A 16,113-nucleotide genomic window follows, 5' to 3' on the forward strand; every position below is an offset into this window, starting at 1 on the left:
GTGGCAGCAGATACGCTCCGATGCACGCTCAGTTGGGGAGGACTCGCCGCAGATGTTTTCCAAAGACATCGGTGTCGATCTCGGCACCGCAACGGTCTTAATCCACGTCCGGGGACAAGGGATTGTCCTCAACGAACCCTCAGTGGTCGCCATTGATCAGATGACGAAGCAGGTGGTCGCTGTCGGCGAAGAGGCCAGGCAGATGCTCGGCCGCACGCCCGGCAACATTGTCGCCATTCGCCCGTTGCGCGAGGGCGTCATCGCTGACTTTGAAGTGACGGAAATCATGCTGCGCCATTTCATTCGGAAAACCATCGGCAACAGCGTCATGATGCGTCCGCGCGCCATCATCTGCGTCCCCGCTGGCATCACGTCGGTGGAGCAGAAGGCGGTTCGGCAAGCCGCGGAGGCGTGCGGCATCAAGCACGTTGATCTGATAGAAGAGCCGAAAGCGGCCGCCATCGGCGCCGGCTTGAACATCTTCGAGCCGAGCGGCAGCATGGTGGTCGACATTGGAGGAGGCACCACGGACGTCGCGGTCCTGTCGCTCGGCGACGTGGTGACCTCCGCTTCTCTGCGCATCGCGGGGGACAAGTTTGACGAGGCCATCGTCAAATACATCAAGCGCGTGCACAACCTGCTCATCGGCGAGCGCACCGCGGAAGAGTTGAAGAAAGAGCTCGCCACCGTGTACCCGAACAGCCGGACCGGCGAGATGGATGTGCGCGGCCGCGATATGGTCAGCGGCCTCCCCAAGACCGTGACCGTGCACGCCGAGGAGATGCGGGAAGCGCTGCAGGAGCCGGTGGAGCAGATTGTCGCTGCGGCCAAGTCGGTGCTGGAGCGGACGCCGCCCGAACTGGCGGCCGACATCTTCGATAAAGGCGTGGTGCTCACCGGCGGCGGGGCCCTCGTCGACGGCCTGGACAAGCTCATGATGGACGAGCTGCAGATTCCGGTGCACGTTGCCGAGAATCCGACTCACTGTGTGGTCCTGGGCACCGGGATCATGCTCGAGAGTCCGTACTACAAGAAGTTCAGGGCGAGCGCCAAACCATCCGGGCGGCCGAGCGGCATGACGCAGCGGATGTGAGGCGGTGCGCGCGATCGCGCTGGGAAGGAGGATGACCTGTGATCCGAGGGCTGACCACGGCCGCATCCGGGATGACGGCCGCCGAGCGGATGCAGCAGGTGCTCACCAACAACCTCGCCAACACCGAGACCCCAGGGTTTAAGGCGTCGAACGCCGAGTTGCTGAGCTTTCCGGAGCAGCTGCTGCACATCATGGACTACCAGGGTAATCCGGCGCTGGGACCGGCCATCGGCACGATGCCGACGGGGGTCGCCTTCCAGGAGGGGGTGCTCTGGTTCAGCCAGGGCGATCTCGTGCAGACGGGCCGGGCGTTGGACGTGGCGATCGCGGACACCACCCCCGCCGGCCCGTACGCGGCGGTGGCGGCGGGTCCGGGGGCGGTGGCGCTGGGGCCGGCGGTGCGACGGGCCTGGCGTCGGTCCAGGGCCCGGTGACGACGGGGGCCGGCGGTGTGCTGCAGGTGAACGGGCGCCCGTTGGCGGTCGTCGGGGCGGATGGACAAGCCATTCCCGGCGTGATCGCCATCCGCAATCCGGCCTATCAGGGCGTGGCCCTCACCGCGGCGGACGGTACGGCCGATTACGATGCTCAAGGCAACCCGTCGTACCTGTTCGCGAACGCCGCCGGGCAGGTTCTCGGGCAACCCGGACAACCGGGCTGGGAGGGCGCTTCCCTTCGCGTGGGGACGGAGGCGGACATGGGCTGGCACAGCTTCTTCCCGGTCGCCTTCTCCTCGGGACAGGTGGCGCAGGGCCTGGTCCTGACGCGGGACGGCCATTTCGATGTGGACGGGAACAACCTCCTGGTGGACGCGTCCGGGCGTCCGGTGCTCCCGGTGGGTCCGGATGGGCTGCCGATCCTCAACGGGCGCATCCGCATCAATCCGAACTACACGGGGACGGACCTGTTTGGGCCGGACGGGGAGCCGGTCGTGGATCAGAACGGGCAGGCGTCGTACAGCGTGATCGACACGAACGGAAACGTGATTCAGGGGCGGCTCGGCACGGTGGACGCGGACGTGGCGCAGCTGCAGCCGCTCGGGGAGACGGAGTTCGAGGTCGGCGGAACGCTGAATCCCGTGCAGGTGCGGGGGCTGCTGCGGCCGGGCACGGGCGCGCTCAAACCGGGTGAGCAGGAGCAGAGCAACGTCGACACTGCGGCCACGATGACGAAGATGATGGCGGTGCTGGCGCAGTACGAGGCGAACCAGCGGGTCATCCGCACGGAGGACAGCCTGCTGCAGCTGGCGGTGGAGCAGGTCGGCAAGGTCAACGCGTGATGAGGGTGCGGCCGGCAGCCCGTGGGGGATGCGGCCGCCAGGCGGAAGGGAGGAGTCGCCATGCAGTCGCTGTGGACGGGGCTGTCGGCGTTGCAGGCGAGCTTACGGTGGTTGGACAGGGTCTCGGAAAACGTGGCCAACAGCGATACGCCGGGGTATGCGGCGGACGCGGGATCGTTCGCGGACACGTTCACCCAGGTCTGGTCGGCGCAGGCCACCGCACCGCGCGTCGCAGGCCGCTATACGCCGCCGGGCTGGGCGGGGGGCACGGGGGTGCTGGCCGTCAGCGCGGAGAAGCGGTTCGACGGCATGCCGTTGCAGCAGACGGGCAATCCGCTCGATCTCGCCGTCCAAGGGAACGCCTTCTTCCTGGTGGCGGGGGCGGATGGCCAGACGCGCCTGACGCGGGCGGGCAATTTCATCTGGAGCCGCCGGCCGGACGGGACGGTGGTGCTGGCGACGCAGGCGGGTGAGCCGGTGCTCGACACGCAGGGGCGGCCGGTACAGGCCCCGGGGGGCCAGACGGACGGCTTCGCCGTCGGCGCCCAGGGAGACGTCAGTTTTGGCGGGAAGGCGACGGGCCAGCGCATTGCCCTGGCGGAGGTGTCGCTGCCGGACCAGCATCTGGTGCCGGTGGGTGATAACGAATACGTGGCCGGGCCAGGGGCGAACGTGCGTGTGGTGAACGCGGGGGCGGCTGGCGCGGGCGGTGGTGCCGGAGCGGGCACGGACACCGTCGTGCAGGGGGCATTGTCGATGAGCAGCGCCGATTTGGTGAAGCAGATGACCGATTTGATTCAGGCCCAGCGAATGTTTGATTTGAACGCAGAGGCCCTTCAAATCACCAACCGCATGATGCAGGACGCGAACGGGATCAAGGCGTGATGGAAGGGAGCGCGCGTCATTCATGAGGTGACGTCTGTCGCTTGTCTTCCGTGTCCTCCTCGTCTGAGTTCTCTTTCTTGAAAAACCCCAGCCTTTCCGCATCCTCCAAGCGATAGCTCAACACGATGAAGGCGAAGCGGCTTTGCGGTTCGCTGGACGCGTCCCCGGACGCGTCCAGGCGCGGATCCTTCGCATCGTTGTTTTCGTTCCCGGAATCGATCACGGCTTTCAATGCTTTCGTCTTCGCACGCCACTCAGATTCTGTAAGGTTGTTCCAGGAGACGCTCATGTGGACGAGCGGATCGTCCGGGCGGCGCCCTTCATCGGTGGGGTCCAGTTGCATGCGCTCGGCCCGCAGCCGGGCACCGTATTCGATCAAGCGCAGACCGGGCACCAACATTTCCTCGAATTGCGCCGTAACCGACGGCATGCTCCCGAACACAGCAGGGTCCAAGGAAAAGTCCAGATCGGGATGGGTGGACTGGTACAACTTCTCAATCAGGTTGCCGCGTTGCCTGGTGTCCACCACCTCCAGCAATCCCGCCTCCTCGAGTTTGTGCACATGGTAATACACTCTGGACGGGAGTTCGCCGATTTTCTCAGCCAGTTCGTTTACGGTGACAGGGTGGCTCGCAAATTCGAGAATTCGGCTGCGCCGCGGATCCAAAAGCAGTTTGACCAACTCGACGTCACGGAGTGGTTTCGGCTTCGACATGTCCATTCTCCCCGGTTTGAGACAGCGCCAATTTCATTTGGGTTTCATCAGGGCGGCGCCGGCTTGGGACCGCATGCAGCGCTTTGTATCCCTTCAGCCAAGGGAACGTCACGGCGGTCATGATCAACATTAAGCCAGAGACGGAGGTCGCGGTCAACGCGCCGAAGGCCGTGGACATCCATCCGCCCGACAGCATGCCGGCCATGGAACCCAGGTTGACCGCAGCCTGCAACAGGGCCGCACCGCGCCCCCGGAATTCTGCGGGCGTGATGGTGATGAACAGACTGCTGACGGGAACGTTGACGAGGGCGTTCAGGATACCCGTGGCCATCATCCATCCGTAGATGGGGGCAAGACCGAAGGAAAAACGCAACAGGTTGAGTCCGAGGACCGCGATGCAGCTGATCCCCAGCAATCCGCAGGTGGTCATCAGGGTGGTGCTGGGACGTAGGCGCTTCAGTACAGCCGGTGCCAACAGGGCGCCGACAATGGTTCCGGCCGCAAACACACTCTCCATCAAACCGAAATGGACTTTCGGAACTTGGAACGTCTGCAGGAGCACCACATTGTAGGTGGTATTAAAGGCACCCGCAGCCAGGGTCACCGGGATGAACAACAGCAGCAGGAAGCGCAGCGCAGGCACATGGACCACTTGCCGGACCCCGGATCGCAGAGCCTCGAGGTACGACTCTTTCTCCGCCGCGGCGATATCCACCCCTTTGCCCACGTGAAGGGATGCGATGAGCGCGGCCGACAGCAGGAATGTGCCTGCGTCGATGAGAAAGATGAGCGGTACGTCGTGGATGGCGAGCAGCGTGCCGCCGACGGCAGGCCCAGCGATGCGCATCGCGGACCAGGTGCTTTGGGAGATCGCCTGGGCCTCGGGGACATGGGCTTCGCCGACCACCTGTGGGATGACTGCGGATCTTGCGGGCGTGAACAACGCGGTGCCCAGACCATGCAGCGCCACCAACACGACCAGGGCCACCGGGTGCTGTACACAGGGGATCATCGCAATGACCACGCAGAGGCGATAGAGATCGGCGCACACCATCAAACGCTTCCGCGGCAGTCGATCCGCCAGCGGACCGAAAAAAGGGCCAAACACGGCTGTGGGCAACAGTTGAGCAAACAGAACACAACCGACCACCCAGGCATGGTTGGAACCCAGCGCGACGAGCACGACGATGGCCAGATCCGTGACGCCATCCCCGAACTGCGAAACCACTTGAGCCAGCCACAGTTTCCGGAAGTCCTTCTGGCGGAGCAGGTTCATGGTCGCACCCCGCAAAATCGTCATCGACCGTTAAAATGTATTTTAACGGTCGACAACAGTTTACCTGTGCTGGAGCGCAACTGCAACTTCATCGATCTAACATTCATTTCCGGATCGTTATAATAGTACAAGAAGGATAGGGGCATCTTGTGGCCGCCCGGCGCGCAGGCCCGCCCGGCCACCTCACGGACAAGGAGGGATCCCTCGCGTGAAAGGGCGCGATCTGGTCTTGGAGGCATTTTATCGCTACGGCGTCAGGCACGTGTTCGGAAACCCCGGCACGACGGAGCTGCCGTTGATGGACGGGTTGGCGGAGCGCAGCGAAATCGAATACATCCTGGCGCTGCACGAGGACATCGCGGTCGGGATGGCGGCCGGGTACGCGCAGGTGACGGGCCGGCCGGCGGTGGTCAATCTGCACGTGACGCCGGGGCTCGCCCACGGCCTCGGCAACCTGTATGACGCCTGGCGGGCGGGCGTTCCGCTGGTGGTCACCGCGGGGCAACACGACAGCCGGCTGGCGCTGCAGGAGCCCGCCCTGGCGGGGGACCTGGTGCGCATGGCGGCGCCGTTCACGAAGTGGGCGTACGAGGTGCGCAAACCGGAGGAGTTGCCCCTCGCCTTGCACCGGGCCTTCAAGACGGCCATGGCCGAACCGAGCGGCCCCGTCTTCCTCGCCTTGCCGTCGGACGTGATGCTGGCCGAGGCCGAGGGGGAGCCGTGGCCGCTGACCGAGGTGATCCAACGGGGGCGGCCGGACGAGGCCACCGTCAACCGGTTGGCCGAGTGGTTGGTGGCGGCGCGGGCCCCTGTGTTGGTGGTGGGCGATCGCGCGGCCCGCACGCAGGCCATCCCTGCCCTGGTGCGCCTCGCCGAAGCGCTGGCGCTGCCCGTGTACATCGAGCACCAGAGCGCCGGGCTCGGTTTCCCGTACCGGCATCCCCTGTGCTTCGGCCGATGCCTGCCCAACGGCCCGTTCTACCGCCGCATCTTCGCCGACAAGGACCTGGTGGTGTGGTTCGGGGTGACCAGCCAGGCGCCGCTCCTCTACGATCCGCACCCGCTCGTCCCCGACGGCACCCGCGTCGTGCACGTGGATTGCGATCCGTGGGAGATCGCCAAAAACCGCCCCGCGGACCTGGCGCTGCAGGCGGACCTGGCCGGGGCGGCCGAGGCGATCGCGCAGGCCGTCGCGGCCCGTCTGGCTCAGGACCCCGAGGCCCGGCGGCGGGTGGAGGCGAGGCGGGCCGAGGTGGAGGCGCGGAGGCGGGAGCGGGATCGACAGCGGCAGGAGGAGGTGGAAGCCGGACGCCACCAGCGCCCGGTCTCCGGCGCGTACGTCGCGGCCGTGCTCGGGGAGCTGTTGGCGGAGGACGCCATCGTGATCGACGAATCCGTCACCTCCGGCCGGTTCGTGCACGGCCACCTGCCCCTGCACGATCCGCGCGGGCTCATCGCCCTCAAAGGCGGCGGCCTCGGCTACGGCCTGCCGGCCGCCCTCGGCGCCCAGCTCGCCGCCCCCGGGCGGCAGGTGGTGGCGTGCATCGGGGACGGATCGGCCCTGTACTACATCCAGGCCTTGTGGACGGCGGTCAAGTACCACCTGCCGGTGCGCTTTTTCATCTTCAACAACGCCAGTTACATGATCCTCAAAGGCGGCCTGCAGCGGATGGGCGGCCCCGCGGCGCGGCGGGGCGTCTACCCGGGCATGGACCTTCTCCCGGAGGTCGACTTCGTTGCGGTGGCCCAGGCCTTCGGCGTGCCCGGCGTTCGCCTGGACGATCCGGACGCGGTCCGTCCGGTGCTCTCCGAGGCGCTGGCGGCAGACGGCCCGGTGCTGGTGGACATCGCCCTCGACCGCGAGGTGCGCCCGTATCTGGAGTGAGCGGGCGTCCCGTCACAGCGCGAGATGTTTCATCCACGCTTGTGCTATCGCCAGTTCGGCCTGGGTCAAGCCGTGTCCGGCGTTCTGCCAGTGCAGCGTGACCGCCGCGCCTGCCTGTTTGAGCAGTTTCGCCAACCGGTTGCTGTTGTCCGGTGGGACAATGGGATCGTGCCTTCCGGACAGCAGCAGGACGGGTTTCCCGTGAAGGTCCGGAAGGGTCTCGGGTTCAAGCGGGACCATCGCCCGGAACAACACCGCCGCCGACAGAACGCTTGGCTCCAGCAGGAGCAAACTGGCCGCGATGTTGGACCCGTTGGAATAGCCCACCGCCACCAGCCGGGAGGGATTCAGAGCGTACACCCGGGTGGCTTCCTCAAGGAACCGAGCCAGCTCGTGCGTGCGGAAGATGAGATCCTGTTCGTCGAACACGCCCTCCGCGAGTCGGCGAAAGAATCGGGGGGCCGTTCCTTCAAGGACCTTGCCCCGAATCCCCAACATCGCCGCGTCAGGGGCCAGGAACTGTCCGAGGGGGATCAGGTCTTCCTCGTTGCCGCCCGTTCCGTGTAAGAGTACCAGCGTGATCGCGTCATCCCCTGCGCGGGACGGGGTAAACTTGTGGATGAAGTCCACCTGCCTCACCTCGCCACGGCGGGGGATTGAACGGGTGGCAACTTGGCTTCCAACTGTGCGCGGGACGACTCCAGCCATTTCGGCAGCTTCAAATCCGTGCCCAGGGTTTCAACCGGTTCGTCAATTGCAAATCCCGGCGGATCGGTGGCGAGTTCGAACAGCACGCCGCCTGGTTCACGAAAATAGATCGACTTGAAATAGTTGCGATCGCGCACCTCGGTCACGCGCATCCCGGCCTTCGTGAGCCTGGACTGCCACCGGAGAAGCTCGTCCTCGTCGCCCACGCGCCATGCGACATGGTGAACGGTTCCGATGGAATTTCTCCCGTACGGGGCGTCTTCCTGATGAATGACGTCTACGATGGTTCCGGCTCCGCCTTCGCCCACCTCATACCGGTGACGCCGCCCGGCCTGTTCCAGCAAACGAAATCCCATCACATCCCTCAGAAGCGCGGAGGTCGGCGCGTGGTTTCTGACTTTTATCGTCACAGCGTAGAACCCTCGAATGGTGTGCTCCCCGGGCACCGGCCCATCGGCCCATCCCGGCCGCGAATCGGCCCCTTCATGGGCGACCAATTCCAGGGCGACGCCATCGGGATCGCGAAACGAGATGACCTGTCTTTGCTGCGATCGTTCTTCCGGCCCGCTGAATGACACGCCATGCTCCTTCATCCGCTCGGTCCAGAATCCAACCGACTCTGGACGAATGGAAAACGAGGTCACCGTCGCCTGACCGGCTCCGCTCGTTCCCCACGGACCTTCCCCGAACGGGAAAAATGTCATGATGGTTCCGGGATTGCCGATGGTGTCCCCGTAATAAAAGTGATACACATCCGGTGCATCAAAGTTCACCGTTTTTTTCACCAACCGGAGTCCCAGAACACCCACGTAAAAATCCACGTTCTTCTGTGCGTCACCCGCCAGGGCAGTGACGTGATGAATCCCCAGAATGCCTTGACTCACGTTTGCTCAGCTCCCTTCGCCGGATGGAAGCCACACGTCCGGGCCCCATCCGCATCCATAAGGTGTCCGCGGGACCTGCCGGGTTTTCGCGTGTGCGCCATCTGCTTTATCTAACCGTAAATAACAATAGTATAGTAACTTTACTTTGTCAATGCACTTTAATATGGGAAGAATGGCGGGCGCTGCTCCGTCGCCGGTCTGTCTTATGAAAGGGAAAGGCGGGCCCGTCCCGAGCCCGCCAATCAAACCATGTCTTCACTCAAACCGCAGCGCGTCAATCGGTTTCAGATTCGCCGCCTTGCGCGCAGGGTACACGCCGAACACAATCCCGATCACCACCGAGAACACCACGCCCAGCCCCGCCGCCACCGGCGAGAACAGGTTGCCCGCATTCATCAGCCGGCCCGCCACCAGCGCGCCGATCCCGCCGATCGCCACGCCCATCAGCGCACCCGCCACGCTCAGCGTCAGCGACTCCAGCAGGAACTGGAACAAAATCACGCCCTTCTTCGCGCCGATGGCCTTGCGGATGCCGATCTCGCGCGTGCGCTCCGTCACCGACACCAGCATGATGTTCATGATGCCGATGCCGCCGACCAGCAGCGAGATCGCAGAAATGCCGTCCAGGAGAAGCGTCAGCATCTGCGTGATGTTGCCCAGGGTGTTGAGCACCGTGGTCTGGTTCAGGATGTTGAAGTCGTCCGCCATGCCCGCCTTCAACTGGTGGGCCACGCGCAGCGTCGACTCGATTTCCAGCTGCGCACGGTACATGACGTCAGGCGACTTGGCCGACGCGACAATCTGGTTGATCCGGTTGTTGCCCGTCAGCAGGCTCGTCTCCGTGGTGTACGGGATGTTGATCATGTCGTCCGCGCTGGCCAACCCGTTCGCGCCCTGCGGCGCCGCGACGCCGATGACCTCAAACGGGATGCTCTGAATCAGGATGGTCTCGCCCACCGGGTTGCGTCCTCCGAAGAGCGTCTGCGCCACCGAGCTGCCCAGCACCGCCACGTGCGACGCCGAGATCACATCCTGAGCCATCAGATAGCGGCCCTGTTGTATCGTCACGTTGCGGATGGCCGCATACGAGTCGTTCGTGCCCACGATGGACGTGTTGGTGTTGTTCGATCCGTAGACCACCTGGGCATTCGTCGTCACCACCGGGGAGGCGTAGGCGACGTCCGGGTCCTGATCCAGGATCTGCTGCACGTCGCCCGCCGTCATCGTCGTCGCGCTGCCCACTCCCTGGCTGATGCCGCGCGACTGGGCCGATCCGCGCATCACCGTCAGCACGTTCGATCCCAGGCTCTCCACCGACCTCGTCACGCCGTTTTTCGTCCCCAGTCCGATGGCCGAGCTCAGGATGACCGCCATCACGCCGATGATGATGCCGAGCATGGTGAGGAAGGATCGAAGTTTGTTCGCCCGGAGGCTGCGCCACGCCACCCGGATAATCTCAATCGCCACGCCGCGCCACCTCCTGTTCCGCAGGGGCGTCGGCCGCGGCGCCGGCTTCCACCGTGCTGGCGGCCGTCGCTTCCGCCGCAGCCCCAGCCTCCCCCGGGCCAGCGCCCACCACCTCGTCCGCCTCCACACGGCCGTCGCGGAAGCGGACAATCCGCTTCGCCCGCCGGCCGACGTCCGGCTCGTGGGTCACCAGCACAATCGTGTTGCCCTGTTCGTGCAGCTCCTCGAACAATCCCAGGATGTCCTCCGTCGTGCGGCTGTCCAGCGCCCCTGTGGGCTCGTCGGCCAACAGAAGGACCGGGTGGTTGACGAGTGCCCGCGCGATCGACACCCGCTGTTGCTGCCCGCCCGACAGCTCGTTCGGCCGGTTGTGCATCCGATTCTCCAACCCCACCCGCGCCAGGGCCTCCATCGCTCGCTCCCGCCGCTCGCGGGGGGCACCCCGGCGTACAGCATCGGCAGCTCCACGTTCTCCAGCGCCGTCATGCGCGGCAGCAGGTTGAAGTTCTGGAACACGAACCCGATCTTCTGGTTTCGCAGCTCCGCGAGCTGGTCCTCCGACAGGGCCGACACGTCGTACCCGTCCAACACGTACCGGCCCGAGGTCGGCACGTCCAGGCAGCCGATCATGTTCATCATCGTCGACTTCCCGGATCCCGACGGCCCCATGATGGCGACGAATTCGCCCCGCTCGATGGTCAGGTTCACCCCGTTCAGGGCGCGGATCACCTGTCCGCCGATCACGTACTCGCGCACCAGGTCGCGGATCTCAATCAGGCTCATCAGCCGCGTCCGCCCCCTCCGCCGCGCGCGCCACCGCCTGCGAATCCGCCGCCACCGCCGCCGAACCCGCCGAGGCCGAACCCGAAGCCGCGCCCGCTGCTCGCCGCCTGCGCCTGGGCCTGTGCCGTCTGCTCAGGCAGCACCAGGACAATCTGTTCACCCTCCTGCAGCCCCGCCGTGATCTCGACCGTGTTCGATCCCATCAGGCCAATCTGCACCGGCTGGAAGTAGGTGCCCGGCGGGATGAGGCTGTTGCCGTTGCCGTTCGATCGCGCCCCGGACCCGGACCGCCCGCCGGCGTTCCCGTTGTCGGCGCGACCGCTTGCGCCGCTCGCGCCTGCGGACCCGGTCGATCCGTTCGCACCCCCGAATCCACCGGCACCTCCGCCGAAGCCTCCGGAGCCGCCCGCGGCCCCCGATCCGCCGAATCCGCTGGCCTCGCCAGTGCTGTTCCCGGACCCGCCGAAGCCGCGGCGTCCGCCGCCATAGCCGCCACCAAAGCCGGAGCCGTTCTCGGCCGCACCTGAGCCGTTGGCACCCCGCGTCGCATTGCCGCCGGCTCGCCCGGCCGGTGTCCCGACCACGTACACGCCCTCGAAGTTGCCCATCTGGTGGAGCGCGATAGCGGGCACCGTCAGCACGTGGGTCTTCTGCGCCGTCGTGATGATGGCGCTCGCCGTCATGCCCGGCTTCAGCTTGCCCGAGCTGTTGTCCACCGTCGCGATCACCGTGTACTGGGTGACGTTCTGCGTCACCTGCGGCGTAGGGTACACCTCGACGACGGTGCCCTGGAACGTGTCGTTCGGGTACGCCGGCACCGTGATGGTCACCGATTGGCCCGGCTGCACGGAGCCAATCTGCGACTCGCTCACGCTGAGGCTCGCCTGCAGGTCGTGGGAGTTGAGGTCTTGGATGACAATGACCGACGAGGAAGAGGCGCTCGACGACGAGCCGCCCGACGTCGAACCGGGCTTTTGCCCCACCGTCGCATTGACCGCTGTCACCACGCCGTCAATCGGCGCCGTCAGCTGCGTCTGCTGAAGTGCCAGCTGCGCCTGCTCCACCTGAGCTTGAGCGTTCGCCACCGCCGCCTGATCCGACGCGAGGGTCGCGTTGTTTGCGGGCTGTTGATCGTTTTGCAGCGTGAGCTGCGCTTGCTTCAAGGCCTGTTCTGCATTGGTAACCGCGTTTTTCGCGTTGTCAAGGGCTTGCTGCGCGCTCGTCCGGTCGTTGAACTGCTGTTGCGCCAATTGTAAGTTCTGCTGGGCTTCGTTCAATTGTTCTTGGTATTTCTGTTGATCGTTGTTCAGTTGTGCTTGGTCCGCTGCGATCTTTTGTTGGTCATTGTCGACCGCCTGTTGGGCGCTCTGAATGGCGGTATAGGCCGTGTTCAGCGCCTGATATTCGGTCTGAGCTGTGTTCATCACCGACTGGTACGGGTTGGACCCTGTGTATCCCGCCTTCTGCCAATTGATGTACAAGCTCTGTGCGCTCTCGTAGGCCTGATACGCCTGCTGAACCTGTTCTTTGGTGACGTTGCCGTATTGAGCAATGGTGTCCTGAAGCGCTTGTTGATCTTTCTGAAGTGTGGCCTGGTCGTTGGCCAACGTGCGTTTGTCGTTGTCCAGCGTCATGTTCAGGTTCTGCTGTGCTACCGTAACCGCATTCTGTGCGTTTTGCAGCTGCGTCATGTCGCTGGTGCGGTCATTGTACGCCGCCAGCTGATTTTGATAGGCCTGCTGCGCTTGCTGAAGGGCTGTTTGCGCCTTCTCCACGTTCAACTTGTCCATGGCAATCTGCGCGCTGCTGGCCCCCTGTTGATCCTGAGCCAATCGCGCCTGAGCCGACGCGAGGCTCGCCTGGGCCTGTTGCAGCTGGATCTTCGCACTGGAATCGTCAATACGGGCCAGTACCTGCCCTTTTTTCACCTTGTCTCCAACTTTTACGTTCACCGCCGTGACCACCGCCGAACCGGTGGAGCCTTGAAAATCCAGATCGACCTCGCTCGGTGCCTGGATGGTGCCGGTTGCGGACACCGTCTGCGTGATGGACCCATACCGAACCGTGTACAGTTGGTACGCCGACGCCGCGTTTGTGGCACGCAGCCGGTGAATGGTCAGCGGAATGCCTGTTCCGAGCACCACGACCAGTGCAATGCCGCCATATAGCCATTTTCGCCGGGACTTTCGCCGCGGCTTGAGCTCCAATGAGCGGGTCTCCATGTTCACGCTCAATTCTGCTTCCTCCCTCTCTGGTATTGCAATCAGCCCGCCCTGGCAAGCGGAAGGGCACCTCGTGCCGCAGCAGTGAGCAGTCACCCGATCAACATTTTAATCTGTAAACCACCGTCTCTAGCTGAAAGTTGGCTGAAAGTTTATGAGGCAAACGCGGGTTTGGATAGGGCAGCTCGTTGTTTTCGCAGCCGCGTGCTCTTCGTGGCCGCCCTTCCCGGGACGGAAGGCGGGTCCAACGGGCGCGCCAACCAAAGATGATATTGCCCGATCGGTCTCCAGGCCCCATCCTCAGCGCGGGCACCCTGCGTACCGCCCGTGCCGTCGCTGACCGTAAGCCAGGTTCTCGTACAAAAGCCCCATGTTCAACAGCCTTCGCCTGCGATGGGGCGGCAGGTTAAACCAGCTCCTCTTACAAAATCGGCGCCCGAGGCTCGTCCGGGTGTGCCATTAATACGAAAACCTGGCTCTCATGGCGGCGGAGCAGCTGTCGGCCCCGGCTGAGACCCCACTTTAACCGGCGAAATCGGATAATCGCTTTGGGTCATTTGGGACATAAGAAATCAAGAACCCGTCACTAGACGGGCAATGAGTGGCTATGTTCGTGAAGCCATTCCGCAATCTCCTCAAGCCCCGCTTGTCCATTAGCTACGCGCATGCAAAACGCATAGCCATCGTCTTGGTCCACAACCAAGTGAAAGCCGTTCAGGTACAAGAAGGTCCAGGCGCAAAGGAATGCCGTACGTTTGTTACCATCCACGAAGAATTGTCGCGTGGCGAAACCTTCAAGGTACACCGCAGCCTTAAGAAATAAGCCAGGATACAATTCCGACCCATATATCTCCATCTTGGGCTTCTGGGCCATGAATTCAATCGCTCCTGGCTCATGTTCGCCGGGCACACCGCCGTATCGTTCAATGGCCTCGGCGTGAATTTGACGAATATCATCGGCCGAAAGGTATTGAATCAACTCTTTGACAGCCTCCGGAGCAGGCTGTCATTTTCTTTGCAGGCCTGCTCCACAATCCTTCGAATCGGCGTATTGCGCACCTTAGGCTGCTCCTTGGTGTTCAGAGACATGGAATCGTCTCCTTCCTTCACCAGCTACACCTCCCAGAACAGCTTTGACATATATATGCCAAGCTCATTCAGGGAGTGTGTATCCATTGTACCCGCAATTTTATAAGAGGTCTATCATACATTACCTATGGGCTCTACCGAACTACATTCGCCATCCGCTCCTCAGGTATAGAGCCGTCGCTCATCAACTCGCGCAGGCGATCAAACGTCTCGCAGGTCAGGCATTGCCCAAGCATCCGCGGGCTAGGTCCTGATGAGGCGTTCTCTTCTTGTCCAGCCTTCCACATGCAGTACTAAGGCGGGCCCGTCCGGGTCGGCCGAACAAATGATAGTGAAAATGATAGTGACCGGCCCGCCGCGCAGCCTCGTTTAAGGCCTGGACCCGACCCCCTCCGCGTCGTAAACCCGGAGGCCAGCCCCATCCGGGGCACCCCGTCCCCAGAAAGTCGCATATCCCCTACCATTCTTTGGACGCCTCCTCATTGCACCTCTGGCGCAGCGGACGATATAATGACCATGGATAAGAGGGGGTTTACCGGTGAATCTCCCCAATACGTTGACGTTGTTTCGTTTTGTCCTCATCCCGTTATATCTGTGGGCCTTTTACGCGACCGACAGCGAACACAAGGTCGGGGCGCTGCTCATCCTGCTGTTGGCTGGCGCAACCGACGTCCTCGACGGGTACCTCGCCCGCCGGCGCGGGCAGACGACCCAGGCCGGACAGCTGCTCGATCCGCTCGCCGACAAATGCATGATGTTGGCGGTGTTTTTTACGTTGATAGAATCGGATCGCGTGCCCTGGCTGGTGGCGGGGCTCTTGCTGCTGCGCGACGCCTCGATGATCCTGGGCGGCACGTTCTTTTATTTTCAGGGGAAACGGGCTGTGCCGAAGGCGAACCGGTGGGGGAAGGCCTCGACCGTCTGCTACTACGTTACCATCTGCGCGGTCATGCTCGCATGGCCGAGCCCCGCTGTGGTGCTCGGCCTGCTGTGGTTCACCGTGATCCTGTCCTACGTCGCGATGCTCATCTATCTCGTCAACATGGAGCTCATCGACGTTCACCGGCGCGTCCTCTGAACGGCGGATGCCGGAGGCGGCGGGGCGGCCGCCCGGTATGTACGCAACCGAAGTTCGCGTTCCCAAGCTGCCTGACCCCGCGAATCCAGCGTGACACACGGTGCTGCGGCCCGTCCGCCGCCGCGCACGCGGCTCCGGCAATCGCCCTCATCGCCCCGGCGCATTCGGTCTGCGGACGAGCCCAACACCTATGCCAACCCCCCGGGCGCGAGTCCCGGTGGGATTGGTCCTATTGTGCGCAGGTGCGCCGGGGATTATAAACACGCACTCACCTTGGAGGGATCCCGATGGAATGGACCTTGCCCCTGTACGCGGAGGACATCCGCAAGATCCTGCCGCATCGTTACCCGCTCTTGCTGGTCGATCGCGTCGTCGCCCTCGAACCGGGCAAATTCGCCGCGGGCATCAAGAACGTGACCGCCAACGAACCTCACTTCAACGGCCATTTCCCGGACTACAACCTGATGCCGGGCGTCCTCATCATGGAGGCGATGGCTCAGCTCGGTGGCATCGCGCTGCTGACCGTGCCGGAGCTGAAGGACAAGCTGCCGATGTTCGCGGGGATCGATCACGCCCGTTTCCGCGGCCAAGTCCGCCCGGGCGACCGCCTGGAGATGGAGACGTACATCGATCGCCTACGTGGCAGCATGGGCAAGGGCCACGGCGTCGCCAAGGTGGACGACAAGGTGGTTGCTGAGGGCGAGATCCTCTTCGCCCTCGGCTGAACGCCATGCGCCCGCGGCCGCCCT

The 16,113-nt window shown here is 63.9% G+C and carries 15 protein-coding genes and 1 pseudogene; 7 read left to right on the forward strand and 9 right to left on the reverse strand.

The genetic code is table 11. From position 1 onward, the window contains the following. The first annotated feature begins 52 nt into the window (after nucleotides 1-52). The 4 genes from N687_RS0113350 to N687_RS0113360 are packed head-to-tail and all read left to right on the forward strand — an operon-like array spanning nucleotide 53 to nucleotide 3,257. Entirely contained in the window at nucleotides 53-1,093 is a 1,041-nt protein-coding gene (locus N687_RS0113350; protein ID WP_051663241.1) for a rod shape-determining protein, read from the forward strand. A 38-nt stretch (nucleotides 1,094-1,131) separates the two neighbouring features. Further along, entirely contained in the window at nucleotides 1,132-1,527 is a 396-nt protein-coding gene (locus N687_RS21175; protein WP_051663242.1) for a flagellar basal body protein, read from the forward strand. Between the two features lie 17 nt (nucleotides 1,528-1,544). Further along, a complete protein-coding gene (locus N687_RS21180; protein ID WP_035462269.1) occupies nucleotides 1,545-2,372 on the forward strand; it encodes a flagellar basal body rod C-terminal domain-containing protein in 828 nt (275 codons plus the stop codon). A 60-nt stretch (nucleotides 2,373-2,432) separates the two neighbouring features. Beyond that, nucleotides 2,433-3,257: a flagellar hook-basal body protein gene (locus N687_RS0113360; protein ID WP_029422327.1), complete on the forward strand. Its 825-nt coding sequence runs from the start codon at nucleotides 2,433-2,435 to the stop codon at nucleotides 3,255-3,257. A 16-nt stretch (nucleotides 3,258-3,273) separates the two neighbouring features. On the opposite strand, the gene N687_RS22305 is transcribed toward N687_RS0113360, so the two are convergent. Together N687_RS22305 and N687_RS0113370 are read right to left on the reverse strand one after the other, a co-directional pair. Then, entirely contained in the window at nucleotides 3,274-3,972 is a 699-nt protein-coding gene (locus N687_RS22305; protein ID WP_051663243.1) for an ArsR/SmtB family transcription factor, read from the reverse strand. After that, nucleotides 3,947-5,248: an MFS transporter gene (locus tag N687_RS0113370; RefSeq protein WP_029422329.1), complete on the reverse strand. Its 1,302-nt coding sequence runs from the start codon at nucleotides 5,246-5,248 to the stop codon at nucleotides 3,947-3,949. Before N687_RS0113370 ends, N687_RS22305 begins: the two co-directional genes overlap by 26 nt. 208 nt (nucleotides 5,249-5,456) lie before the next feature. Here N687_RS0113370 and N687_RS0113375 point away from each other — a divergent pair, with 208 nt between their 5' ends. Continuing rightward, nucleotides 5,457-7,133 (forward strand): thiamine pyrophosphate-binding protein, encoded by a 1,677-nt coding sequence (locus tag N687_RS0113375; protein WP_051663244.1) that lies wholly within the window; start codon nucleotides 5,457-5,459, stop codon nucleotides 7,131-7,133. 12 nt (nucleotides 7,134-7,145) lie between these two features. On the opposite strand, the gene N687_RS0113380 is transcribed toward N687_RS0113375, so the two are convergent. From N687_RS0113380 to N687_RS25170, 7 genes and pseudogenes are all read right to left on the reverse strand, one after another. Further along, nucleotides 7,146-7,763, reverse strand: coding sequence for an alpha/beta hydrolase (locus N687_RS0113380; RefSeq protein ID WP_231493479.1), 618 nt, complete (start codon nucleotides 7,761-7,763; stop codon nucleotides 7,146-7,148). Nucleotides 7,764-7,768: 5 nt separating this feature from the next. Continuing rightward, nucleotides 7,769-8,725, reverse strand: a complete 957-nt coding sequence (locus tag N687_RS0113385) for a ring-cleaving dioxygenase (protein WP_029422332.1) — start codon at nucleotides 8,723-8,725, stop codon at nucleotides 7,769-7,771. Nucleotides 8,726-8,980: 255 nt separating this feature from the next. Further along, a complete protein-coding gene (locus tag N687_RS0113390) occupies nucleotides 8,981-10,192 on the reverse strand; it encodes an ABC transporter permease (protein ID WP_029422333.1) in 1,212 nt (403 codons plus the stop codon). Continuing rightward, nucleotides 10,182-10,975: pseudogene (locus tag N687_RS21185) on the reverse strand (ABC transporter ATP-binding protein). Before N687_RS21185 ends, N687_RS0113390 begins: the two are co-directional and overlap by 11 nt. Further along, complete coding sequence (locus N687_RS0113400; RefSeq protein WP_231493619.1) at nucleotides 10,975-13,203, reverse strand: efflux RND transporter periplasmic adaptor subunit; 2,229 nt, start codon at nucleotides 13,201-13,203, stop codon at nucleotides 10,975-10,977. The pseudogene N687_RS21185 and the gene N687_RS0113400 overlap by 1 nt, the downstream one beginning before the upstream one ends. A gap of 580 nt (nucleotides 13,204-13,783) precedes the next feature. After that, nucleotides 13,784-14,176: a type II toxin-antitoxin system death-on-curing family toxin gene (locus N687_RS0113405; protein ID WP_029422335.1), complete on the reverse strand. Its 393-nt coding sequence runs from the start codon at nucleotides 14,174-14,176 to the stop codon at nucleotides 13,784-13,786. Continuing rightward, a complete protein-coding gene (locus N687_RS25170; RefSeq protein WP_269320499.1) occupies nucleotides 14,173-14,307 on the reverse strand; it encodes a hypothetical protein in 135 nt (44 codons plus the stop codon). The genes N687_RS0113405 and N687_RS25170 overlap by 4 nt, the downstream gene beginning before the upstream one ends. 517 nt (nucleotides 14,308-14,824) lie before the next feature. Here N687_RS25170 and pgsA point away from each other — a divergent pair. Both pgsA and fabZ read left to right on the forward strand, forming a co-directional pair. Continuing rightward, the gene (gene pgsA / locus N687_RS0113415; RefSeq protein WP_029422336.1) at nucleotides 14,825-15,364 is read left to right on the forward strand and encodes a CDP-diacylglycerol--glycerol-3-phosphate 3-phosphatidyltransferase; all 540 of its coding nucleotides are present in this window, start codon (nucleotides 14,825-14,827) and stop codon (nucleotides 15,362-15,364) included. A gap of 287 nt (nucleotides 15,365-15,651) precedes the next feature. Continuing rightward, entirely contained in the window at nucleotides 15,652-16,089 is a 438-nt protein-coding gene (fabZ, locus tag N687_RS0113420; protein WP_029422337.1) for a 3-hydroxyacyl-ACP dehydratase FabZ, read from the forward strand. Nucleotides 16,090-16,113 lie beyond the last annotated feature (24 nt).

The organism is Alicyclobacillus macrosporangiidus CPP55, assembly GCF_000702485.1.
GTDB classification, from domain to species: Bacteria; Bacillota; Bacilli; order Alicyclobacillales; family Alicyclobacillaceae; genus Alicyclobacillus_H; species Alicyclobacillus_H macrosporangiidus_B.